This window comes from Mesorhizobium sp. ISC25 (assembly GCF_042295465.1).
In the GTDB taxonomy this organism is placed as follows: domain Bacteria; phylum Pseudomonadota; class Alphaproteobacteria; order Rhizobiales; family Rhizobiaceae; genus Mesorhizobium.
Genome location: NZ_CP135442.1, coordinates 237,032 through 257,865 on the forward strand (window position 1 = coordinate 237,032; position 20,834 = coordinate 257,865).

Annotated in this window: 21 protein-coding genes and 1 pseudogene; 10 read left to right on the plus strand and 12 right to left on the minus strand. The window is 60.9% G+C overall.

The window, feature by feature from the left end; all coding sequences use genetic code 11:
• Positions 1-220: 220 nt before the first annotated feature.
• The 4 genes from RQ479_RS33045 to RQ479_RS33060 form a co-directional block, all read right to left on the minus strand.
• Positions 221-4,222 (minus strand): hypothetical protein, encoded by a 4,002-nt coding sequence (locus tag RQ479_RS33045; RefSeq protein WP_376706160.1) that lies wholly within the window; start codon positions 4,220-4,222, stop codon positions 221-223.
• A gap of 9 nt (positions 4,223-4,231) precedes the next feature.
• On the minus strand, positions 4,232-5,140 hold the full coding sequence (locus RQ479_RS33050; RefSeq protein ID WP_107653121.1) for a hypothetical protein: 909 nt from the start codon (positions 5,138-5,140) through the stop codon (positions 4,232-4,234).
• Positions 5,140-6,222, minus strand: coding sequence for a hypothetical protein (locus RQ479_RS33055; protein WP_376706161.1), 1,083 nt, complete (start codon positions 6,220-6,222; stop codon positions 5,140-5,142). The genes RQ479_RS33050 and RQ479_RS33055 overlap by 1 nt, the downstream gene beginning before the upstream one ends.
• A 193-nt stretch (positions 6,223-6,415) precedes the next feature.
• Positions 6,416-6,793, minus strand: coding sequence for a hypothetical protein (locus RQ479_RS33060; protein WP_376706162.1), 378 nt, complete (start codon positions 6,791-6,793; stop codon positions 6,416-6,418).
• 107 nt (positions 6,794-6,900) lie between these two features.
• Here RQ479_RS33060 and RQ479_RS33065 point away from each other — a divergent pair, with 107 nt between their 5' ends.
• A complete protein-coding gene (locus tag RQ479_RS33065; protein WP_376706163.1) occupies positions 6,901-7,923 on the plus strand; it encodes a hypothetical protein in 1,023 nt (340 codons plus the stop codon).
• Between the two features lie 20 nt (positions 7,924-7,943).
• Here the strand turns inward: RQ479_RS33065 and RQ479_RS33070 are convergent, their stop codons facing one another.
• Complete coding sequence (locus tag RQ479_RS33070) at positions 7,944-8,660, minus strand: SMC-Scp complex subunit ScpB (protein WP_376706164.1); 717 nt, start codon at positions 8,658-8,660, stop codon at positions 7,944-7,946.
• 5 nt (positions 8,661-8,665) lie between these two features.
• Positions 8,666-9,619: a DUF1403 family protein gene (locus RQ479_RS33075; protein WP_376706165.1), complete on the minus strand. Its 954-nt coding sequence runs from the start codon at positions 9,617-9,619 to the stop codon at positions 8,666-8,668.
• A 194-nt stretch (positions 9,620-9,813) separates the two neighbouring features.
• On the opposite strand from RQ479_RS33075, the gene RQ479_RS33080 reads away from it, so the two are divergent.
• Positions 9,814-11,052, plus strand: coding sequence for a site-specific integrase (locus RQ479_RS33080; RefSeq protein ID WP_376706166.1), 1,239 nt, complete (start codon positions 9,814-9,816; stop codon positions 11,050-11,052).
• A gap of 43 nt (positions 11,053-11,095) precedes the next feature.
• On the opposite strand, the gene RQ479_RS33085 is transcribed toward RQ479_RS33080, so the two are convergent.
• Both RQ479_RS33085 and RQ479_RS33090 read right to left on the minus strand, forming a co-directional pair.
• Positions 11,096-11,614, minus strand: a complete 519-nt coding sequence (locus RQ479_RS33085; protein WP_376706167.1) for an RES family NAD+ phosphorylase — start codon at positions 11,612-11,614, stop codon at positions 11,096-11,098.
• Positions 11,611-12,000 (minus strand): antitoxin Xre/MbcA/ParS toxin-binding domain-containing protein, encoded by a 390-nt coding sequence (locus RQ479_RS33090; RefSeq protein WP_376706168.1) that lies wholly within the window; start codon positions 11,998-12,000, stop codon positions 11,611-11,613. Before RQ479_RS33090 ends, RQ479_RS33085 begins: the two co-directional genes overlap by 4 nt.
• A gap of 75 nt (positions 12,001-12,075) precedes the next feature.
• Between RQ479_RS33090 and RQ479_RS33095 the strand changes: the two are divergent.
• A pseudogene (locus RQ479_RS33095) lies at positions 12,076-12,210 on the plus strand (integrase); the annotation flags it as partial.
• Between the two features lie 38 nt (positions 12,211-12,248).
• Here the strand turns inward: RQ479_RS33095 and RQ479_RS33100 are convergent.
• The 3 genes from RQ479_RS33100 to RQ479_RS33110 all read right to left on the minus strand — a co-directional run bounded on the left by RQ479_RS33100 (position 12,249) and on the right by RQ479_RS33110 (position 13,404).
• On the minus strand, positions 12,249-12,653 hold the full coding sequence (locus RQ479_RS33100; protein WP_376706169.1) for a type II toxin-antitoxin system VapC family toxin: 405 nt from the start codon (positions 12,651-12,653) through the stop codon (positions 12,249-12,251).
• Positions 12,650-12,883 (minus strand): AbrB/MazE/SpoVT family DNA-binding domain-containing protein, encoded by a 234-nt coding sequence (locus tag RQ479_RS33105; RefSeq protein ID WP_027170537.1) that lies wholly within the window; start codon positions 12,881-12,883, stop codon positions 12,650-12,652. The genes RQ479_RS33100 and RQ479_RS33105 overlap by 4 nt, the downstream gene beginning before the upstream one ends.
• A 245-nt stretch (positions 12,884-13,128) precedes the next feature.
• Positions 13,129-13,404, minus strand: a complete 276-nt coding sequence (locus RQ479_RS33110; protein WP_140662139.1) for a DNA-binding transcriptional regulator — start codon at positions 13,402-13,404, stop codon at positions 13,129-13,131.
• Between the two features lie 1,563 nt (positions 13,405-14,967).
• Between RQ479_RS33110 and repA the strand changes: the two genes are divergently transcribed.
• The 4 genes from repA to RQ479_RS33130 all read left to right on the plus strand — a co-directional run bounded on the left by repA (position 14,968) and on the right by RQ479_RS33130 (position 18,952).
• Positions 14,968-16,170: a plasmid partitioning protein RepA gene (gene repA / locus RQ479_RS33115; protein WP_376706339.1), complete on the plus strand. Its 1,203-nt coding sequence runs from the start codon at positions 14,968-14,970 to the stop codon at positions 16,168-16,170.
• Between the two features lie 2 nt (positions 16,171-16,172).
• A complete protein-coding gene (repB, locus tag RQ479_RS33120) occupies positions 16,173-17,183 on the plus strand; it encodes a plasmid partitioning protein RepB (protein WP_376706170.1) in 1,011 nt (336 codons plus the stop codon).
• Between the two features lie 166 nt (positions 17,184-17,349).
• Positions 17,350-18,555, plus strand: a complete 1,206-nt coding sequence (gene repC, locus RQ479_RS33125) for a plasmid replication protein RepC (RefSeq protein ID WP_140662142.1) — start codon at positions 17,350-17,352, stop codon at positions 18,553-18,555.
• Positions 18,556-18,601: 46 nt separating this feature from the next.
• Positions 18,602-18,952: a DUF5131 family protein gene (locus RQ479_RS33130; RefSeq protein WP_376706171.1), complete on the plus strand. Its 351-nt coding sequence runs from the start codon at positions 18,602-18,604 to the stop codon at positions 18,950-18,952.
• Between the two features lie 171 nt (positions 18,953-19,123).
• On the opposite strand, the gene RQ479_RS33135 is transcribed toward RQ479_RS33130, so the two are convergent.
• Positions 19,124-19,321: a DUF6494 family protein gene (locus RQ479_RS33135; RefSeq protein WP_376706172.1), complete on the minus strand. Its 198-nt coding sequence runs from the start codon at positions 19,319-19,321 to the stop codon at positions 19,124-19,126.
• Positions 19,322-19,623: 302 nt separating this feature from the next.
• Between RQ479_RS33135 and RQ479_RS33140 the strand changes: the two genes are divergently transcribed.
• From RQ479_RS33140 to RQ479_RS33150, 3 genes are all read left to right on the plus strand, one after another.
• A complete protein-coding gene (locus RQ479_RS33140; RefSeq protein WP_376706173.1) occupies positions 19,624-19,917 on the plus strand; it encodes a type II toxin-antitoxin system Phd/YefM family antitoxin in 294 nt (97 codons plus the stop codon).
• Positions 19,904-20,335 (plus strand): plasmid maintenance toxin (PemK-like), encoded by a 432-nt coding sequence (locus RQ479_RS33145; protein WP_376706174.1) that lies wholly within the window; start codon positions 19,904-19,906, stop codon positions 20,333-20,335. The genes RQ479_RS33140 and RQ479_RS33145 overlap by 14 nt, the downstream gene beginning before the upstream one ends.
• 232 nt (positions 20,336-20,567) lie before the next feature.
• A complete protein-coding gene (locus tag RQ479_RS33150; RefSeq protein ID WP_376706175.1) occupies positions 20,568-20,780 on the plus strand; it encodes a cold-shock protein in 213 nt (70 codons plus the stop codon).
• Positions 20,781-20,834: the final 54 nt, after the last annotated feature.

The window sequence follows — 20,834 nt, forward strand, 5'->3', positions numbered from 1 at the left end:
GCACGGTGCAGCGATTCGGCGGATCTGGTCGACGGTTTTCGTCCCTACCGATCTCGATGCAAGAGTTCCTCCGAAACCTGATGGCTCCCTGCAAAGTCGGACATTCCAGATGCCAAAGCTGCCTCGTACTCGTGGGTGCCACACTCTCCAAGTGACCCGTGTCGCGATGGCGACCGGGCAGCTAGCCCTGCCGCCGGCGGTGCCATCAAGGTGACATTAGTTACCTTCTCTTTTTCCGGCGCTTTTCCCTCCCGCGGATTGCTTTTTCACGCCGAGATCTTGGCTGCGGCTCACGACGCGCTTTCAAACGCTGCGCCATTTCCTCGATTTCGGCTTTAGCAAGCGCAATCGCGCCGGCAGGAAGGAAGTGGCCGGTTATCCATCCGTTGATGTAGTCTTTGATGGGCTGGGCGCTTCCTCTTATGATGAACGCAAGCGTTAGCGCCCATTCATGGGCCCGATGCCTGATCATGCGTTCGAGCAGAATGCTGGTCGCCTGCTGGGATCGCAGATCATAGCGCCCTGGCCCACTCCAAAGCTTGTTGAGAAATTCAATGGATACCTTGAGATGGGACCTCATGTCGGCGTTCGCAGTGCCCATAAAATTCGATAGGGCGCGGAAGTTTGCTAGATCGCCAGTCTGATCCTCTCGGAGAGCCGTGAGCATCACGTCGGCTTCCAAGGAAAGATGCCCATGGCGACGCCACGCCAGCTTAACGACTAGATCGACGTACCGTGATCGATCGATCGCTCCAACGTCCTGGGCAAACGAAAAAACTGTCTGTAGCCAAACACCCCTGGTCGAGCACGCAGCTTCACCGTACTGGCGGAAATGCATGTCCTCCGAAACGAGCACATGCTCCGTTCCCGCCAAATTGGCGGCGTCAAGCACATGACTACCGAAGGATTGGTGGATCATCGTCGCCAGTTCGGACGGATTGTCGGCGACAATAACGGGGCGGACCTCGCACGCCGTCTCGATTCTAGAAAGCTGCTCTTGGATATAGGCGTGCCGTTCAGCGGCGTCCTCGGCGGTGTGCTCCTGTTTGATGTATTCGCCGTTATGCCAAGCGACGGTCATCGAGCGTTCGGCCGTGAGATCCTGCTCGTCTCTCAGCGTTCGCAGCTCATCAACGACGGATTGTGCGACGATGACCGATCCGAATGTCGATTTCAGAACATCGAAAGCATCCATCGTCGAGACGGTCCAAGCGGTGTAGGTATCGAGGACCGCGCCAGAACTTCTATGCCGCTCGATGATCTGGCGAGCGGCGACGCGCTCGGCGTCCGTGCCGACGCAGGTTCGGATGTCGAAATCGAGCGAACGAACGTACTCGACAAACCGGATGGTATCGCCGCCGCGTTTGGAGACGACCAGGCTGAGCGGGCAATTGTTCCGGAGGTAGAGATCGGCGAGCTTGCGATTGCTCTCAGACACGCGCCTCACCTGATCCAGCGCAGGCTGAATATCCCCCTCTTCCATTGTGATTTTGTAGAAGCCCTCCGCGTCGGGGAACCTTTTTTCGAAGTTCTCCATCATGTCGTGAAGAGCATGCAGATATTTGTGCTTGATCTCGGCGACCCGCCATTTGCGAACCTCGCCGAAGACCGCCGGCATTTCGAATACATCTCCGACGCTCAAGCCCAGAGCTGCGGCCGCGGTCGCATGTGTCGGGCTTAAAACATCCTCCGCAGGCCGGTCCTCCCCCTCTTCGATGAGAAAGGCGTGCACCTCACGACGATCGCTCTCCAGACGGACCCAGGTATCGACGGCCACGGTTTCCGCAGACGGAACAAAGCCGTCCTCCGGATCCATCATGATCAGGCCGAAATAGCGGAGAGCCGCCTCGTGATCGTTCCTGGCGGATTGAAGAACGGCGTAGGCGTATTCCAGCGCCTTGGCTCCCTCCCCCACTTTGCGCATAACCTGTGCCAAAGACATCTTCTGGCCAGGCGTCCCCATCACTTCATCGAGATCAATTCCCTCGATGACCGCCTTCACCTCGGCGCCTCGGTCGAGCCGATGCAGGACCGAGAACAGCGCCAGGTAGGTGTCGAGCTCCGGTTGCGTCGCGATGGCTTTCCTCAGCGCCGCTTCCGCCTCGGGAAGCGCACCGCGGTTGAAATGCAGCAGGCCCTCGGCATGGAGGAAGAATGGAAGCCCCCGCACCTCCGCAGGAAGGCGCTCGAAGAAGGACAGCGCTCGTTGCCGGATGGGGCTGTCGTTGACAAAGGCGCGAGCCAGCACCCGCAACTCGTTGTTGTCGTGATCTTCAGCGACGTGGCCATCCAACAAATCCGCAACGATCGAAGAATCGCCACGGCGAGCTGCATGATGCGCGACCATCAGCCTGTCTGCAGCGTGACTTCCAATCGCGATGTGACCTAGGGCGGCTTTGAAGGCACCGTCTGCGATTTCTTCGAAACCTTCCCGGCGGGCAAAATCGGCGACAACGACGCTTGCGCGCGGGTTGCTGGCCGCCTCCACCGCGACAGCGGAAATCTCCCGCCGACGCGCTTCCTCGTCACTGCCGCCGATCTTGATCGCCGCCAGCTTGCCGGTCGTCGAAATGATCGGCGCTTCCACCGACGGGATCAAAGAGGCATCTTCCTCAACGAGACGTGCGATCTCGCTCCAATCGGCCCGGGATGCGTGGAAGCGGAACTTCAGGACGGTCGCATCGGAGTTCCGAGGCAGTTTGGCGAGGAGCTCGTGCGCCAACGCGTCATCATCGGCGTCTAGAGCGACAACGGCCGCTCGGGTGATAATTTCGACATCATCGGGCGCAAGCGAAAGACCTTGGCGCGCGACCTCGAGCGCCTTGGGCAGATCGCCGAGCGCATGCAGTCCAACTAGGACATTGCCACACAGCGCGGCATCCTCAGGCCGTAAGGCGCCCTCCGTCACCCTTTCGCGATCCCATTGCGATACCAGCGTTGCCGTAGCGGCTTCCAGTCTGGCCCGCTCCGCAGGCGACAAAACACGCGTGCGCTGAAAGCTCTCACTCGTTAGAATCTGGTCGAGCTCGGCCTCCGCCGCAAACTGGACCGCGTGGGGTTCGGACGGGTGTGCTTCGAGTACCTCTTTGGCGACGGGCCACCACTCGCCCGGCTGTCCACGGCGCCGGATAAAATCCACCCGACCGATTTGCACAGCCGCAGTGTGATGAAGCTGTTCGGGAATGATGCCGAGCGGATCGCTGACGGAGGAATCGAACCGGGCGGCCTGAACCAGATAGCCCGCAAGGCCCTCGTTTCCCGGATCCGCGTCAAGCTTTGCTCCGCCAAAGGCGAGAAGTTCCTGCCATTCTCCTCGCAACAGCAGCCCAAAAGCCTTGTTGGCGACGGCTTTCGGTTCGTCCGGCGCATGGTCATAGGACGACAGCAGCATCGCGGAGGCTTCGTCGTCCTTACCGAGCGCAAGCAGGCAATGGCCAATATTCGCCTTGACGCGAAAGAGGATGCGGCCAGAGGCCGTGCTCCGGACACGCTCGAGCAGCTTTTCCAGAAGCGGTAACGCCGTCAGCGTCTTTCCGCTGTTGTTGAGCTCCCGGTACTCGTCGATCTCCGCGTCGAGATGCGCCTCGAAGGCGCTCAAAGCCACCGTTGCGTCACCTGGCGGAACAGCCAACCGCGCGCTCACCTCCGTGAGCATCGCTTCCATGCGAGAGAAACCAGCACCCATTTCGGCACGGGTCTCGGTCTGGGCGATGGTGATCTGGCGGGTTTCGTCGAGAATATGCTCGCTGAACGGGCCGTAGGTCGGATCGAACGCCTTGCGGGCCCCCGCGTCTTCGCTGATTTTTTCCTCTAGCGTGTTCCATCCCCAGACGAACACGCGGAGCTTACGTCCCGTTTTCGCCAGCTCGGCCGTGATCCCGCGTGCAAGCTCCTGCATCGCAACGTCGTCCGGCGCAGTGGTCGTGACGTAGTATTCCTTGAGAGGCGGCTTGAAGGTCAGGGCCTTTCGGACTTCCTCCCGAACCTCATCCTCGGCGAGGAAATGCCCTTCGCTCTTCAGCTTGCATTGAATGCCAACGTGCCAATCCGCGTCATCGTCACGGATCCCGAAAAGATCGACGCCGTTCTGCCGTTGGCCGCGCCGACCATTCCGCTGCACCGACCGATCATTGAGCAAGCCTCGCCACAGCACGACAGAGGCGCGCTCGAAGGCTTGCTCGTCGGCAGGCTTTGGAATCTGGGTGGCGGCGAGAAGCGACATAAACAGCGATCACCCCTCGATGCCCAACTCGCCGAGCAGCCGAGAAAGGCTATCGTTCACCGCGCGCTGCCGCAGCGACCGCTGTTCGCGAATGTCGGCGTCTTCATCATTGCCTTCGATCTCGAACCGCGCGACCGCTACCGGTCCTTCACGAAGGTAGCCTTCGTCAGGCTTCGGGTCGCAAAAGCGCTTCAAAAGGATCGCCAGCGCTTCACCGATGATTCCGGCGTGTTTGCCAGTCAGGGCATCCTTGAATTTGGCAATGGCGCCGTCCAGCCCACCCTCGCCATGCTCAAGGCAATAGACAAGGTCATGGGCGTCCTTCCCCTCGCGACGGTGGTCGAAGGCGAACGCCTTCAGGCAGGTGAACGATACGATATTCGCGTAAGGTATCGTTTCGGTCGCTCGCCCTTTTTGTCCAAGGAGATCGGCTGTCACCTCCATATGATCGTGGAGGTCGAAAACGAGCGATGCGTGAGGAATGTTGACGGCCGAGATGTTTCCCTCGGTCGGCAGCTCTTGCAGCGCACCACCTTTCACTTTCGGGTCGTCGGCCAGGAATTCGAGAATGACCGTGACCCCGTGTTCGGTCTTGGTCTTCCAGCGCCAATTGACCTTCACGCCTTTGTCGTTTTCCGCGCGCTCGAACCCCATTCGCTTGAGGTTCTCCTCAAGCGTACGATAGGCTTCGGTGTCCGCGAGAACGGCAAGATCAACGACGACGTCGATATCACCCGTGCCGGCATGAGCCGGAACGGCCGGCGGCCGCGCCGTCACCAGATAGCGCGGCGTCAGACCGCCGACCAGGAACACCGAATTTCGCCACGGTCCGAGACCACTGAAGAGCGTGACAAGCACACGCTCGCAGTCCCGCGTTACCTCCTGGCTGTAGTCGACGAGAAACTGCGGCTTGGACATCATGCCTCCAGTTTCTCGGCACGAAGATGCTGCGCCAGTTCCTTGGCCCGGCCTCCCGCTTGCAGCAAGTCAAGATAGGTTTGGAGCGGATCGGCAACCCACAGATCATCGATCCTCTGGCGAAATGGCAGTTCGTCGTCGGACTTCAACTCGTGAACGCCAAGATTCCAGCCGTCCCGGACGGGGCGTGCCTCGATAGCGTCCAGCACGGCATGCATCGCCCGACCAGCAGGAATGCGACAGGAAACCTGGGATGCGTTCGACAGGTAAGGAGCATGGATTTGCCCGGCTGAGATGCCGGTGAGCTCGTAAGGAATGCCTTCGCCCTGGCATGCATGATCAAGTCGACGTTGCAGGTCCGGAGGCGTCGTCGAGCGGACGTAGTAGTACCGCACGGCCTTCGGCTTAACTGAGCCTTGATAGGTCGACCAGGCGTCGAGCAGAGCACGGGGGTTGATCAATCGGCGCTCTTTCGAGGGACCAGCACCGCGCACCTCGACCCATTCCCGGCGCTCGACAGCGATCAAGGTTTCCGACGCCGTCGCGGGCGACACACCGGCCCGCTCCGCGAGTTCGTGGACGCCGAACCAATCCGACTTGGCGACCCAGATAGCGTGCAGGACCTGGGCACGTCGGCCAGTGAACAGGTTGTTCAGTGAGCGGGACTGTTTCCTCGATGCCGGCTTGTCGACACGCAGGTAAAGCCCCCTCGCTGCGATGAACAGACTCCCGCTGGAGTCGAAATAGCCAATTCGTTCCTTGCGGAGCAGCTGCCGGGCGCCTGGCGAAATAGTCTCGGCAATAAGAACGGGCACCACCGGATCGGCACCGACGTCGTGGTGGGCGAGATGGTTCCTGAGCTGCCAGATTGCCTCGCGGGCATCCCGAGGAAAGAGCGATAGCTTGGCCTCGACAATGAGCCGATAGGGCTCGCCGTCTCGGTTCATTTCCATCATGAAGTCCGGTCGATACGAGCCTCGCGCGCCCTCCGGCTCCCGCAGAATGTGGGGCGCAGCACCGACGATTTCGGTCAGGGCCTCGGCAAAATTCTCAATGAGGGCTTCGACCGTCTGTTCTTCCATCGTCATTTTCTGCGCAGCGAATAATATGAAATTATCGCATATTCGACGTTAAGTCAATATTTGCTGCGCAGCGAAATTCATCTTCACGGAGAGCTGGGGCCCCTTACAGCACTTCGTACAGGTCGCATCAGGCAGCGTGATCGGCTTTTCCGGCACGCTCGCAGAACGAACAGGCGAACACCACCATACAGGATCAGTACGCGAAGAATGGATCATTCTTCTGATGCGCGCGGCAAGTCTCGAACTTCGTTGATTTCGTCCAACGGCTCTCTGGCGCCTTGTTCCTGTTCGACCTTATGGACCAAGTGGGAATCGCTGCAATAAACCGCTTTTCGAGGACGATCTTGCGACCGACAGCCTTTTCGGCAACGGACAGAGCCTTGTCGAAGGCGGCTGTGGCAGCATCGATGTCGGAAAACACGCCCCATAGGGTCGTGTTTGTTAAACGGAATAGCTTTGACGTGCCATGAAACACGTAAAGCAGCCCTTCCGCCTCAGCACAGTCGACGAACTCTTCCCATTGCTTGCTAGCTCGATCCTTAAAGTCATAAGTAACAAGATAGTCTGTCAAAATACGCCCTCCCCGGTTAATCGTCGCATATGGTGTTGCGATTCGTGCGATCCAAGAGCGGTCGATCAATCTCAACGCAATCGCTAGCAAGGAGGAGACTCGACACCATGGACGGCCCGCTCGCACTGGAAATCTTCGAAGACGGTGGCGTCTTCCGGCACGGCGAGAACCACGAAGAGGTCGTCGAAAAACTGGACGAAGCTCTCGAGCAGCGCGAGGCTGGACGGATCACGCCGGCGAAATATCTCAAGACACTCAAAACGCTAGTCGAGCATTACCCGCACTTCATTGACGGCTACGCCCATCTTGGAAACGCCTTGGTGGAAGAGGGCAAGCCGAGGCTCGCGCTTCAGGCGTGCTTGCGCGGCCTCGAAATAGGCGAAAGCGCCATCCCTTCGGATTTCACGGGGCCAATCGAATGGGGGATTCTGGAGAACCGTCCCTTTCTCCGTGCCGCCCAGGGCTCAATGTTGTGCCAACTTCGGCTTGGTCAACGTCGTAAGGCGCTAGCGCTCATGGAAAAGATCCTCGCATGGAATCCCAACGACAATCAGGGCATTCGCCACCTGATCGGCTCGGAATATCTGCGCGCTGGTGAGCTAGACAAAGCCGACCGCATCTTTGCGGATGAAGCCGCCCACAATCCACCCTATCATTATGAGCGCGCCTTGCTGCAGCTCCGTGCCGGAGAAACCGTCTCCGCCGCGACCAGCCTGCGTCACGGCTTTGTTGCGAACGGCTATATCGCCGAAATCCTATGTGGCAATCCCGACCCGATGCCGCTCGCGATCTGGCACGGCTCGAACCTCGCCGCACCAGAAATCGCCCGCGAATATCTGGAGCATTACGGCGGCCTCTGGCAGCAAACGCCGGGGGCCATTGCCTTTGTGCGCTGGATGCACACGCACCCGAAAGTGTTGATCGAGCGCGCCGGCATCCTGGAATGTCAGGGGGCGCTACTGTGGGAGTTTGACCCCGTCCGCCGCCGCGAGATCCTCGATCGCGAGGATGCTGCGCGAATTCGGATCAACAACGCCCTGTCGAAAGAGATCGTCCAGAGTCGCGCCGACCGCCACGGTCGACAGGTCGCACCGTGGCTCCATCAAGCGGCGCACCGGCGGCACCGCTGACGCCTCCTTTGGAACGTTGCCTAACCGCCGTCCAGCGAGTCGCCATCGGGATCGTTTTCCGCGTTGTTGGCAAAAGTTGTCGGCATCTGTCCGGCTAACAGCTTCTCCTTAGAGAGCAGGCCGGCATCCTCGAGTGACTCGAAATCCGGCAGGTCGCGCAGCGTGTCGAGCCCGAACTCCAGCAAGAATTCTTTTGTCGTCACATAGGTGTAGGGCGCGCCCGCCGTCGGGCTACGCGGACCGGAAGCGATCAGGCCGGCACCGCGCAGATGACCAATAAAATCGCGACTGATCTCCTTGCCGAAGAAAGACGACAGTTCGGCGCGGGTGATCGGCTGGAAGTAGCCGATGCACATCAGCACCAAAACCTCCGACTGCGTAAGGTCGGCCGTCTTCCCATTTCCACCTACAGCAGCGCGGATGGCGTCTGCATAGGCAGGCCGGGTCAAATGTTTCCAGCCGCCGGCGACCGAAACCAGATCGTAAGGGCGGCCGCGCAGGTCCTCGCGGATGTCGTCGATGAGAAGATCAATGCTGCAGCTTTTCCCGACGATGCGGGCGAGCATTTCGCGGTCGACCGGCTCGCTAGCGGCGAAGATCGTTGCTTCGACCCGGTGCATCCATTCACGCCAACGCGCTTCCGGCGGCAGATGATCCAGTTCCCGGTCAAACAGCTGGTCAGCTGATCGACGGTCATCTGGCCGGCTCCCTCCTCGCCTACGTGCACTCTCCGCCATTGTCTTCACAGCCCATAGATGCGGAAGGTGGCGCGGCCGGACAATTCACGCACGGCACCGAGCTCGACCAGCCGGTCGAACAGGCGGCGCAGGCCGCGATCGCTCATGCCGGCGATTTGTTCCGAGGCGACGATCGCGTCGTCAGAGAGCAGCTTTTCCACGACGACGTCCGCCGCCTTGGCCCTGAGTTTCGGCGCAACCGCAAGCAGCCGGTCCGCGCGGCGCTCAAGTTCGGCGAAAAGATCAATGGCGCGCAACGCAGCGCGCGCCTGCGCGGCCAGCAGGCTTTTGGCCCAATCGGCTTCCGTTTCGGCGCCGGCAGCCAGAGCGGCAGTCACTGGTCGACGCGCCCGGCCCTTACCCACAACTAAGGTCGCTTCGGCGCCCAACAAAGGGATTGCATATGTCCAGCCTAGCCGCTGCGCGAGCAAGACATCGGCAAGCCAGGCTCCGAGAACGCGCCGGAAGCCGTAACGCTCCGCGGCCGCGAAGGCCCCGACCAGCGTTTCGACCGTGCCGGTGTTGGCGGCAAGCTGTCGCAGATCGTCCGTCAGATCGCTGACCGCCTCATCGTTGAGCGTGAGACCTAGATCTTCCAGCACCGCCGCGACATTTTTCTCCGTCAGCAATTCGTCCGCTGGCCGAGATGCCAGCCGCCGCCAAGCAAGAAGGAAAAGGCCGGCGGGACCGACATTGTCGCCCGGTCTTGTGAGCAATACGGCATCGCGCAAGGCCGCTTCGTTCTCGATGCGCCCTGCCTGCCGTGCCGTGACCGCGGCCGCCGAAATTGCCAGGCGCTGCCGCCAGGCGCCGGCCCACCGCTCCTGCCGGCGGACCACCGCATCGAGCGCGCCGATGGCGGCGCCGGCCGTGACCGCAATGTCCTCTATGCCTTGTCCCGCAACCGTTTGGGCGTCGAGGGCGGCGGCCTTGCGCAACCAGGTCGGCACCATTGCCATCGGCGCGGTCGGAGGGGCACCGGCAGGCGTGGCGTGGTGACGCGGAGAAGCTTTGGGGCGCAGAATCATCAAGAGCACGATGAATCAGGGCGGCGCTTTTAGCAACAGGAATGACCGGAAAGCGCTGTGCTTGTCGCCCGCCAAGAACGAACGATAATCTTGCATTATCGTTCGTTATGCTCTCTATAGGAGAAATGGCCATTTTCAGCGAGCAGAAGCCCAAAAATCGCCTCACGCGACCCTCCGGACCGTCCCACAGTACGGGGCCGCAAGACGTTGTTTCCGCCGCGCCGGTGTCGGCTGAGCCCGGGGCCGGCGCCGACAGTCTCGACGGCGAGCTGCCGGACATCGTCTCGATCGTCATGGCGATGGACCAGGCGCCGGAAGACGAGCCTGCGGAAGCCCCCTCCCCTGCCCTGCCGATCAGCGGCGGCCAGACGCGTGTGCCGGCGCATCTGGAAAAACTCGCCGATCGTGCCCGCGGCTATGTCGAGGCGGCGAGCGCGGCCAACACCCGCCGCGCCTATGCCGCCGACTGGAAGCATTTTGCCAGCTGGTGCCGGCGCCAGGGCGTCGAGATGTCTCCGCCCGATCCGCAAGTCGTCGGGCTGTACATCACCGCTTGCGCGTCCGGCACGGCCACCGGCGACAAGACGCCAAACTCCGTTTCGACGATCGAACGCCGGCTGTCCTCGCTGACCTGGAACTACGCCCAGCGCGGTCGGCCGCTGGACCGTAAGGATCGGCACATCGCCACCGTCATGGCCGGCATCCGCAACAAGCACGCCGCCCCGCCGCGGCAGAAGGAAGCGATCCTGCCCGAGGATCTGATCGCCATGCTGGAAACGCTCGAACGCGGCACCTTACGCGGCTTGCGCGACCGCGCCATGCTGCTCCTCGGCTTTGCCGGCGGCCTGCGCCGCTCCGAGATCGTGGCTTTAGATGTCGGCCGCGACCAGACCGAGGACGGCCGCGGCTGGATCGAGATCCTCGACAAGGGCATGCTCGTTTCCCTTCGCGGCAAGACCGGCTGGCGGGAGGTCGAAGTCGGGCGCGGCTCGTCCGATGCCACCTGCCCGGTTGTCGCGGTGCAGACCTGGCTCAAGCTCGCCCGTATCGCGCACGGACCGCTGTTCCGGCGCGTCACAGGCCAGGGCAAGGCGGTTGGCGCCGATCGGCTCAATGACCAGGAGGTCGCCCGCCTGGTCAAGCGGACCGCGCTGGCGGCCGGCGTACGCGGCGACCTGCCGGAAGGCGAACGCGGAAAGCTCTTTGCTGGCCATTCGCTGCGCGCCGGCCTCGCCTCCTCGGCCGAAGTCGACGAGCGCTATGTGCAAAAGCAGCTCGGCCATGCCTCGGCTGAAATGACTCGCCGCTATCAGCGCAGACGCGATCGGTTCCGTGTCAATCTCACCAAGGCGAGCGGATTATAGGCCGGGGACGTCCCTCCCCTGCCCTTCGATGCCAAGAAGTGCGTTATCGCCAGGATAGCTGGTCCTTCGGCAGCCGACCGCTCGGGTCGAATACAGTTACCTTGTGCGGCAGGCCCGGACCCCAGTCCCAAAGGACCAGGTTGCGATCCTCCATCTCGGCGCTCGGCGCGAAACTTGGGACCACGATGCCGGCAATATTTCGAGGTCGCAAGCGGTCGTAGATGGACCAGGACGCCGGGCGCTCTCCGTCGCCGAGCGCCGTCGCCCAGGCGCAGGCCATGTCCTCGAGCGCGATAGAAAATTCTCCCCTCGCCTCTTCGGTTGTCAGATCCACGATGTCATCGCAGTCGATCTCATAGGAACACAGCACGCACGGATCGATCCGGTGCGCGAACCCCTGGTTGGCTTCCTTGACCGCTGTCATGATGGTCAGCGCCAAATAGAGCGCCGGCACGCCTTTGGGATTAAATCGCGCCCCTCTGATCGCCGCTCCTTCACCGGAAGTCGGCTTGAATGCCCAACGTGGATCGTGTGCGCGGTAGCAGGTTCCGACAAACCTCAAGCGAAACCACCAACGGCCATGTGATCGAGATAATCACGGACCGCAGCTGCCTTGCCGTCCTTCACCAGCGCTTCAGCAGTGCGTCCGCCAAATGCTGGAAGCGGCTGAGCTCGATACCATGCCATCGCCTGCTCCTTGCCGCCCGCCCAATCCGTCACGCGACTGATGATCTCAAGCATTTCCCGCAGACGCCCTTGTGTCTTAACCGTCGCGCTGCGCTCCGACCGATAAAGGGTCTCGCGAGCAAGACCGGCGGTCTGGGCCAACTGGCCCTTGGACATGCCAAAACCGTCCGCGACCTGCTCGACCGCAATCTTCCCGTTCCGGTCCATATAGGACAAGATGAGAGGTCCATTCTGCTCGGGGATCTTCAGTGCATGAGCCACAGAATTCATCCTACCATATTGAGAGTCATATTTCCTGTGCAAAATATATGGCAGTGCTGGGCAGCTTTCAAGCGCCTCCCCTCCTCAGCCGAGGTCGACGAGCGCTATGTGCAAAAACAGCTTGGCCATGCTTCGGCCGAGATGACCCGCAGGTATCAGCGGCGGCGTGACCGCTTCCGGGTCAACCTCACCAAGGCGTCCGAGCTTTAGGCGCTGGTAGAAGGCCCCTCCCCTGCCGTTGCGGCGGCTCACATGTTGGGCGCAATCAGTTTCAATGACGGAAAGTACGTCCGGTAACGCCTCACATCGCGCGTCAGCAGCGGCAGCTGGGCGACAGCCGCATGGGCACCAATGAAGAAGTCGGGCAGCACACCGGTCCTCGATCCACTGGCTCGCCGATATTGTGTAAAAACCTTGCCCGCCAGAAACAAGGCGGCACGCGGCATGGACGTCATTTCGAGCCCAGCACCGTCGACAAACGCCTCGAGGTGCTCGATGCGTTCATACCGAACAGCAAGCTCAGCATAAACCGCGTCATTGATCAGTAGCGGCCCATCAAGGCTCGCTGCTTCAAGCTGAGAAAGTGACCAGTCCGCCCACTTGGGATCGTCGGTGACAAGATCGAGGAGCACGTTGGTGTCGACAAGCGTCACGATTCACCACGCGTCAGCGCCATGATCGCGTCGGTATCGAGCCCCTTGCCGGCATGGCCACGCAACTTGGCGAAGCGGCTTGCGGGCTGCTTCTTGTCGGCGCGCGCAAGCACCACGCTGCCATCGGCGGCGCGACGGAAATCGACCTTGCTCCCAGGAACAATGCCGAGAAGATCACGAACCGGCTTCGGAATGGTCACCTGTCCCTTGGCTGTGACGGTGGTGGTCATGTTCGCTCCTTGGTAATACCGAATGCCAAACAGGTATTACACAGAAGGTCAATTTTCAACCCCGGCTGGTCGAGTTGATCGGCCCATGCATAGGGCGTCGCCATTAGATCGGTTATGGCCGCCAACGCGCACATATCAGCACCGTCAATCGTTCAGCGCTACAGGGGCGTCCGGGTTGTAGGAAAAGCCCGCTCCCCTACCGTGCTCAGTGTGATGCACCAGCAGCTTTTTTGGTCGTTTCCTTCTCAGACGACAGGGCTCGCAGCACAGCCTCTCTCCATGATGCGAAGCAAGGTGCCCCCAGCGCCACTCGGGTGCCTTTTTCCCTGCTCCCATTTCTTGTAGCCGGATGGGCTGGTCCCGAGCACGGTTGCCATCTGGTCCTGCGTCAGATCGAGCTTCTTGCGCACGGCTTTTGCGTCCACAGCGCCAACCTCCATATCGTGCACCTTGATGCCGGCAACGTCCTTGCCTTGGCGCGTGTCTGTGCGGCTGCGCAAACTGTGGTCGAAGTTGTCCACGTGTAACTGTGCTGCCCTTGAGAGGTTCGCCTGAGACGTTTGCAGCGGCGACCCAGCGGAGATGCTCTGGAAGCCTGCCCCTGCCCTGGTGTACTATTGGCAAGTCACTGCCGATGGGCGTTGCCGGGCCGCTCACCGCTGCTGGGTCCGAGAGACATCCAGCAAGCGCCAGGAGCGAGTTGCACGTGTACAACTGCGGCGAAGCCTCAGGCGCGCTTGGAGGACGGCTTGAGACAAAGTCCATTTCCCAGATCGACCTCAAGGCCCTTGACCTTGTCTCGCACGTAGGCAGCTGGGAGATCCAGGGATTGTTGCAGCCCGAGTGATACTGCGGCTCTCTTTCCGATCCAGCTGGCTGATCCTGTGCTTGATGAAGTTGCACATGGGACAACTGCTCAAGCGAGGCCGTGATGTCGACCGCTTGGCATAGGCTGTCATCAGGACTGGTGCGCAATTGGCTCCAGGCGCTGCGATTTGGCAGAGCAGCTGCACGGGCTCAATCTTGCGCGAGATCCGCCGTCGGTCCCGACCAGGGTGCCGAGGCGCTTAGAGCAATTCCGCCGCGACATCGGTTGCGGTCTAAGCAGACGCCTGCGGCACTGCCGGTAATCGCCAAGAGCGATCGCGGCAAGGCGCACTGATCGGGAACCGGGCGGGAATTGCCCCAGGGCGACTACGACGAGCAGCTCGCCTGCGACTGGGCCGTGAGAGCGCCTATTGAGTTGTACACGGACAACTGCCGACTGCGGTGTAGCTGTCGTCGCATTGCGTCAACAACAGTAAGCCGCATTCCATTCTGCTCAACGGCCGAGCTGCCCTTGCAGCTTTCCGCGATTCACCGGCGACGACAACGTCCCGCGCGGCTAATCGGCGGGCGCAGTTGTCACGGCCGCACAAGTCGAGGTGGCTGGACTGGGCGTTATCCAGATGAGTTGCACACGTACACCTCGGGCTTCGAGCAGGGCAGGGCTCCTCGCACGTCGGTCCCGCAAGTGTGATGGCTCTGTTGACGGCAGAATTCTCGAGCACCACACAATGCGCGAAGTCACATCGTGCTTTGGGTCAAACCCATCGAACGCCATCGCGCGAACTCCGGCTCCATGCCCCTGATGCATTAGTGCCGCCTAGGCGACGGGCCGGCCCTGCCGCAGCGCGCGAATTGTCGGCAACCCTAACAGCCCCACGCCGCGAGCAGAGAAAATGCCGCTCACGCCAATGGCTTCCAGCGCCGACCTTCAAGTCGGGTTGCACATGTACAACCGAACAAGACGCACCGCGCCCAATTCGCACGCCGTCAGCGCCCACTGCGGCGCGCGGCTATGCGCCGGCGCGAGGGTTACCCAAAGTATGCGCGAGAAAGCTCCCCCAGATGTCTTGCCGACATAGTATACTCGCACGTTGATTCTTTGGACTTTCCAAGTCCCCGCAGACTCGCTCAGGGATCAGCTGCGTTAACCTTTTGTTAACCAAAAAGCGTTTGTCGGCCGTCCAGAATCAGTTCATCTTAATCAGCGCATTTACGTTTCTCTTTCGCTAAAATGCGCAGATCAGGAGAGGGTCGTGTTGGACAAGGTCAGCCATGGCAGGCCGGCGGGTGAAAGCCTTCGCGAACTCATCGCCGCGGACGCCACCGAGCTATCGAGGCAGCTGCAGGCGCACCAGGCGAGGACCTTCCCGCCGACCGCGCAAAAGGGCATACGCTTGTTCACGCCCGGCGAGGCTGCTGATTTCATCGGCATTCATGAAGGCTACCTGCGCCAGATCGTCTCCGAAGGCCACGGGCCGCAGCCACAGGCGAACGGAAGGCGCCTGTATTCCGTGGGGGACATCGACCGGCTTCGCCAGGTGCTCGACGAGGCAAACTCAAAGGCGCCGGGAAAATACATACGTCACCGAAGGGGAGGGGAGAAACTCCAGATTCTCTCGGTGATGAATTTCAAGGGAGGCAGCGCCAAGACCACCACCGCGGCTCACCTTGCCCAATTCCTGTCGTTACGCGGTTACCGGGTTCTTGCGATTGACCTTGATCCTCAGGCCAGCCTGTCAGCCATGTTCGGCCATCAGCCTGAACTCGATGTCGGGGCCAACGAGACCATTTACGGCGCGATCCGCTACGATTCGGAATGCAGAAGCATTCTGGAAATCGTCCGCTCGACCTATACACCCAACCTGCATCTGGTCCCCGGCAACCTGGAGCTCATGGAATTTGAGCACGAGACGCCGAAAGTGCTGGCCAACCGCCAGCCGGGCACCATGTTCTTTGCCAGGCTTGGCGAATGTCTGGCCGAAATCGAGGCCGCATACGATGTCGTGGTCATCGATTGCCCGCCGCAACTGGGCTTCCTGACGCTGTCTGCCTTATGCGCGGCCACGGCCGTCATCATCACCGTGCACCCGCAGATGCTCGACGTGATGTCGATGTCCCAGTTCCTGCTCATGACCTCAGACCTGCTAACCGTCGTCGAGAACGCCGGCGGCAACACCGACTATGACTGGATGCGCTACCTGGTCACCCGGTTCGAGCCGAACGACGGCCCGCAAAGCCAGATGGCCGGGTTTATGCGCTCGATCTTCGGCAACCGGGTTCTCGAAAATTCAATGCTCAAGTCGACCGCGATCTCCGATGCGGGACTGACCAAGCAGACCCTTTATGAGGTTGAACGCGGACAATTCACGCGCGGGACTTACGACCGAGCGCTTGAGAGCCTGACGCTTGTCAACGGCGAAATCGAGGAGCTGATCCGCAAAACCTGGGGGCGGAAATAATCATGGCCCGCAAGAACCTTTTCGAACTGTCCGAGGCTGCCGGCGAGCAGGCACCGCCTGACGCCGCCAGGACCTCGCTTGTACGCCCCCTCATGGGCCTTGATCGACCATTGAAGCCGGGCGGGCCGGTGGGCGCCATCTCGCAGTCGCTGGAGAATATAAACTCGCGCGCCCAGCGTGCCGACGAAATCGAGCGCAAATTATCGGAAGGGCAGGCGGTTGTCGAACTCGACCCAAGCCTTATCGATCAGTCTATCGTGGTCGATCGCCTGGGCATCACCGACGAAAGACGAACGGCGCTCGTCGATCAGATACGCGAGCACGGACAACAGGTGCCCATCCTGGTGCGGCCGCATCCAGGCGACAGCGCTCGCTACCAGGTCGCCTACGGACACCGTCGATTGGCTGCGGTTCGGCAACTCGGCCGGATGGTGCGCGCGGTCGTCAGGGAACTGACCGACGAGCAGCTCGTCGTCAGCCAAGGGCAGGAAAACAACAGTCGCAGCGACCTTTCCTACATCGAAAGGTGCTATTTCGCGGCAAAGCTCGAAGCCAGGGGTTTCTCGCGCGACATCATCATGGCCTCGCTTGGGGTCGACAAGGCAGCGCTGTCAAAGATGATTGCGCTGGTCGCGCGCCTGCCGGCGGAGATCATCGAGGCCATCGGCACCGCTGAATCGTTCGGTCGCCAAAGATGGGCCGAGCTCGCCGATCTGCTCGAAGAGCGGGCCAAGCGCGCCAGAGCTCTGAAGGCAATCGAGGATCCCGAATTCGCAGCACTCTCCAGCGACGAGCGCTTCCAGTCAGTTTACGACATGGTCAAGATTCCGGCAAAAAAGCCCGACCGGACGCTATGGACAGCACCCAACGGTTCTCGCCTGGTCAGCATCAGCGACAGCGAATCCAAGACGACCTTCGCCTTCGATAAGCGTATCGAACCGGAATTCGCCAACTTCGTTCGGGAGCGCTTGCAAGCGCTCTATGACGAATTCCGTCAAAAGATAACGGACTAAGGAGCACTAACCCGCAAAAGAAAAAGGCCCCCAGACGTCGCCGTCGTGGAAGCCTCTCTCATGATCTAAGCAGTCTGAGAATCGCAAATCCACGAATCACTGTCAAGAGTCATTGGCGCCGATTTGGCGAGCTGATTTCTTTTGCCTAGCAATAGGTGGAAGAGAAATGGGAACGCATACCGCAACGACGCCCTTTGGGCGGCGGCCGATGACGCTTGCGCTGGTGCAGGCGAACGTGGCGGCACGAGAGATCCCGCAAGGGTCTGCCGTGGAGAAATGGCAGGTCTATCGCTGGCTTTGCGAGGGCAAGTCGATCATCGGAGTGGGAGACCGCGCTTTGGCCGTGCTGAGCGGGCTGTTGTCATTCTATCCGGACGACCAGATAAGTGAGGAAAACGGCCTTATGGTCTTCCCCTCGAACGCCCAGCTGTCAATGCGAGCGCACGGCATGGCAGATTCCACGCTGCGCCGGAATCTGGCCGAACTGGTGACCTGCGGTCTAATCATCCGCCGTGACAGTCCGAACGGCAAAAGGTTCGCTCGCAAGGGGCAGGGGGGGACCGTCATGGAAGCCTTTGGCTTCTCACTGGCGCCGCTGCTGACGCGGGCTGAGGAGTTCCAGCGCGCGGCCGAGCAGGTTCGCGCCGACAGCCGGGCGCTCAAATTGATGCGGGAGCGGATCACGCTCCATCGCCGTGACATCCATAAGCTGGTCGAGGCCGCGATCGACGAGGGCGCACCTGGCGACTGGGGAGCCATCTGGACGCGGTTCAGGGCCATCGTGGAGGCGATTCCGAGGCGGGCAGGGTTGCCTGAGCTGGGAGGGATCGTTGCTGAGCTGACCATGCTCCATGACGAAGTGGATAGCATGCTGGAAAGCTTCATGAATTTCACAATTCCGAGCGGCAATGAGTCCCAAACTGAGCGGCAGCAATCTGATTCAAACACCGACTCTACTTTTGAATTTGAACCTGCTTTAGAGAAAAGCGGGGCGACGGTCGAACCAAGACGGGCAGCCGACGAGAAGCCGAAAGGCTATCCGATCGGACTTGTGCTGAAAGCCTGCCCCGAGATTGCCGACTATGCAGCCGACGGGATCGCAAACTGGCGCGACTTGATGATCACCGCGGCTCAGGTGCGAGGCTACCTTGGCGTGTCGCCCTCGGCCTATGAAGAGGCTTGCCATGTGATGGGCCAGGAGGTCGCCGCGATCGTGATTGCCTGCATCCTGCAAAGGGCGCAGCATATCAACTCGGCCGGCGGTTATCTGCGGGTACTGACCGAAAAGGCGAGGGCAGGGCAGTTCTCCGTCGGGCCTATGCTGATGGCGGCGCTTAAAGCCAACGGCGCCACCGCGAGGATGACCGGATGAAGTTGCGAGCACATCGCTGGCCCCACGAAGAGCTTGCGCAGGAACCGTGACACAAAATCAGGAAGTGAAGTGGAGCTGTGATGTCCTTCTGGAGCCTTTCTCCTGGAGAGGTCCGAAGACCGTGCGTGTTCAGCCCGATCTTTTCGAGCCGGAGATCCGGAACGCGTGGCGCGACAAGGTGTTTGCGGCAATGGCGCTTTGTCCGCAGCATCGATTTTGGCTGAGGACCGCCTATCCGCAGCTTTACGGTCAGTACATTGAACAGATCGCCCATGATCGTCTCGAATGGCTTGCCTGGCGGGTGTCGGCAAGCCAGGTGCTGCGGGAGCTTGGCCGGGAGGAGGAGGCGACTGGCGATGGCCCGGCGTGGCCGCTGGCCAATGTCGATGTCGAATGAGCGGCGCAGTCCGCAACGGGCCGAGGGCCTCGTTTTCGCTTGTATTCGAACTGCACCAGTCGGGCCGATAGCCAAGAGCGTGGTGAGCGGTACTGCGTGGATCCGACCAGATCCCATTCCAACTGCCAATCCGTCTCGACGCTTTCGGCCGCGTCGGACGTTTGGCCTGGCTTATGGAAGTTCGATCTCGCCGTCCACCACGTGGTTGAGGCCGGTGCCTTCCGCCGTCAGCGTCATGCGGACGTTCAACTTCTTCTTCTCGCCGCCGATTTGCCCTTCGCGCACCGTCTCCTCGATCTTGCGCTGGGAGGTGACGCCGACTTCCTTTAGGAACTTGCGGATCGACATGTTGAAGGCGTCTTCGCTCATGGCGGAACTCCTCTGTGTCCGGAAGAGATTGTAAGGGAAGGCAAGGGATCAAGGAAGCAGGACGGTGACGCTCGGTCCCATAGAAACAGATCCCGAGCCGAAGGAGGCGTCGGGTCCTTGGACTTGATCGGCCTTTGGATGGTGGAAGAGTGGGCGCTTTACTGCCAAGGCGCTACCGTGAATCGGTGTCGTAATAGTGCACAAAGGCCGTCTTTGTTCGGGCAGTAGTTTTTTCGCGGGCCTGTCGATACTTGTGGAAAGCCCGGAAAGTCCGTATATTCCGGAAGAAAGGAGCTCTGCCGATGACCACTACCGTCACCGCCGCCGCCGTCTCGAAAAACTTCGGCGCCTATCAGGATGCCGCGGTTCGCGACCCGGTCATCATCACCAAGAACGGCCGGCCGCGCACCGTGCTGCTGGCTTACGAGGATTTCATCCGGCTCTCCAAGCGGGACCGACGGGTCGAGCTGACGACAGAGCTCAGTGCGGACGAAATCGCCGCGGTCGAAGCCGCCGAAATGGAGCCGGGTCTTGACCATCTCAACGACGAACTTCTTCCGGCAAAAGGTCTGACGGCAAAAAATGCTGCCGGCTGAAATCAAGGTCGGCCACGTTTTTCGTTATTCATATCTCTGGTATTGGCAACATCGCGAAGGCCGCGAGGAAGGCGACAAGGACCGGCCCTGCCTGGTGCTAGCGCTGGTCGCCATGCAGGAGGACGGCTCACCGGTTGTCCGAGTCCTGCCGATCACGCACACACCGCCCTCCGATCCCGCCAATGCCATCGAAATCCCGGCTGCGGTCAAGTTGCGCCTGCGGCTCGACGGCGAGCGGTCGTGGATCGTTTTGACGGAAAGCAACCGGTTCGCCTGGCCGGGCCCCGATATCCGGCCGCTGGACACGGAGAGCGGCTATTACGGGCCGTTGCCGCCAGCGCTGTTTGCAGCGGTCAAGCGACGGTTTATCGCCATTGCGACAAGCCAAGCGCACAGGAGCACGCCACGCTCCGCGTAAGCGCCGATCAGTGCCGATCAGCGCACGATCGGTGAAGAAGCCTTGGACTTGCGCCGACAGTTGAGGCGCCGCGATAGAGAGCATCCTCGTCGTGCGCGACCCACACCACTGGCCGATAGAATGGGGTCTTGCAATTTTCGCTTCTGCTGCGTTTAACTCCCAGTCTCGAAATCAACCGGACTGGCTTAGCGGCCAAGTCCACGTCGCAGTTGTCACAGAGGAATGCACAGATATGGCGACCGGAACCGTGAAGTGGTTCAACAGCACCAAGGGATTTGGATTTATCCAGCCCGATAATGGCGGTCAGGATGTTTTCGTCCACATTTCCGCTGTCGAACGCGCGGGCCTCTCGACGCTGAATGACGGCCAGAAGATCAACTATGAGATCGAACAGGACCGCCGCACAGGCAAGTCCTCTGCCGGCAACCTCAGCAAAGCTGGCTGAATTTTCGCCTGCGTCCCGGCAAGAGCGATGAACGCGAGGTAAGGCGGGGATTGG

Bases quoted from the DNA above. Each gene is read 5' to 3' on its own strand.
- RQ479_RS33080 (WP_376706166.1), top strand. From the start codon at position 9,814: ATGGCCATTTTCAGCGAGCAGAAGCCCAAAAATCGCCTCACGCGACCC.
- repC (WP_140662142.1), top strand. From the start codon at position 17,350: ATGGGAACGCATACCGCAACGACGCCCTTTGGGCGGCGGCCGATGACG.
- RQ479_RS33105 (WP_027170537.1), bottom strand. From the start codon at position 12,883: ATGACCACCACCGTCACAGCCAAGGGACAGGTGACCATTCCGAAGCCG.
- RQ479_RS33140 (WP_376706173.1), top strand. From the start codon at position 19,624: ATGACCACTACCGTCACCGCCGCCGCCGTCTCGAAAAACTTCGGCGCC.
- RQ479_RS33070 (WP_376706164.1), bottom strand. From the start codon at position 8,660: ATGGCGGAGAGTGCACGTAGGCGAGGAGGGAGCCGGCCAGATGACCGT.
- RQ479_RS33050 (WP_107653121.1), bottom strand. From the start codon at position 5,140: ATGTCCAAGCCGCAGTTTCTCGTCGACTACAGCCAGGAGGTAACGCGG.
- RQ479_RS33075 (WP_376706165.1), bottom strand. From the start codon at position 9,619: ATGGCAATGGTGCCGACCTGGTTGCGCAAGGCCGCCGCCCTCGACGCC.
- RQ479_RS33055 (WP_376706161.1), bottom strand. From the start codon at position 6,222: ATGGAAGAACAGACGGTCGAAGCCCTCATTGAGAATTTTGCCGAGGCC.
- RQ479_RS33150 (WP_376706175.1), top strand. From the start codon at position 20,568: ATGGCGACCGGAACCGTGAAGTGGTTCAACAGCACCAAGGGATTTGGA.
- RQ479_RS33065 (WP_376706163.1), top strand. From the start codon at position 6,901: ATGGACGGCCCGCTCGCACTGGAAATCTTCGAAGACGGTGGCGTCTTC.
- repB (WP_376706170.1), top strand. From the start codon at position 16,173: ATGGCCCGCAAGAACCTTTTCGAACTGTCCGAGGCTGCCGGCGAGCAG.
- RQ479_RS33135 (WP_376706172.1), bottom strand. From the start codon at position 19,321: ATGAGCGAAGACGCCTTCAACATGTCGATCCGCAAGTTCCTAAAGGAA.
- RQ479_RS33045 (WP_376706160.1), bottom strand. From the start codon at position 4,222: ATGTCGCTTCTCGCCGCCACCCAGATTCCAAAGCCTGCCGACGAGCAA.
- RQ479_RS33145 (WP_376706174.1), top strand. From the start codon at position 19,904: ATGCTGCCGGCTGAAATCAAGGTCGGCCACGTTTTTCGTTATTCATAT.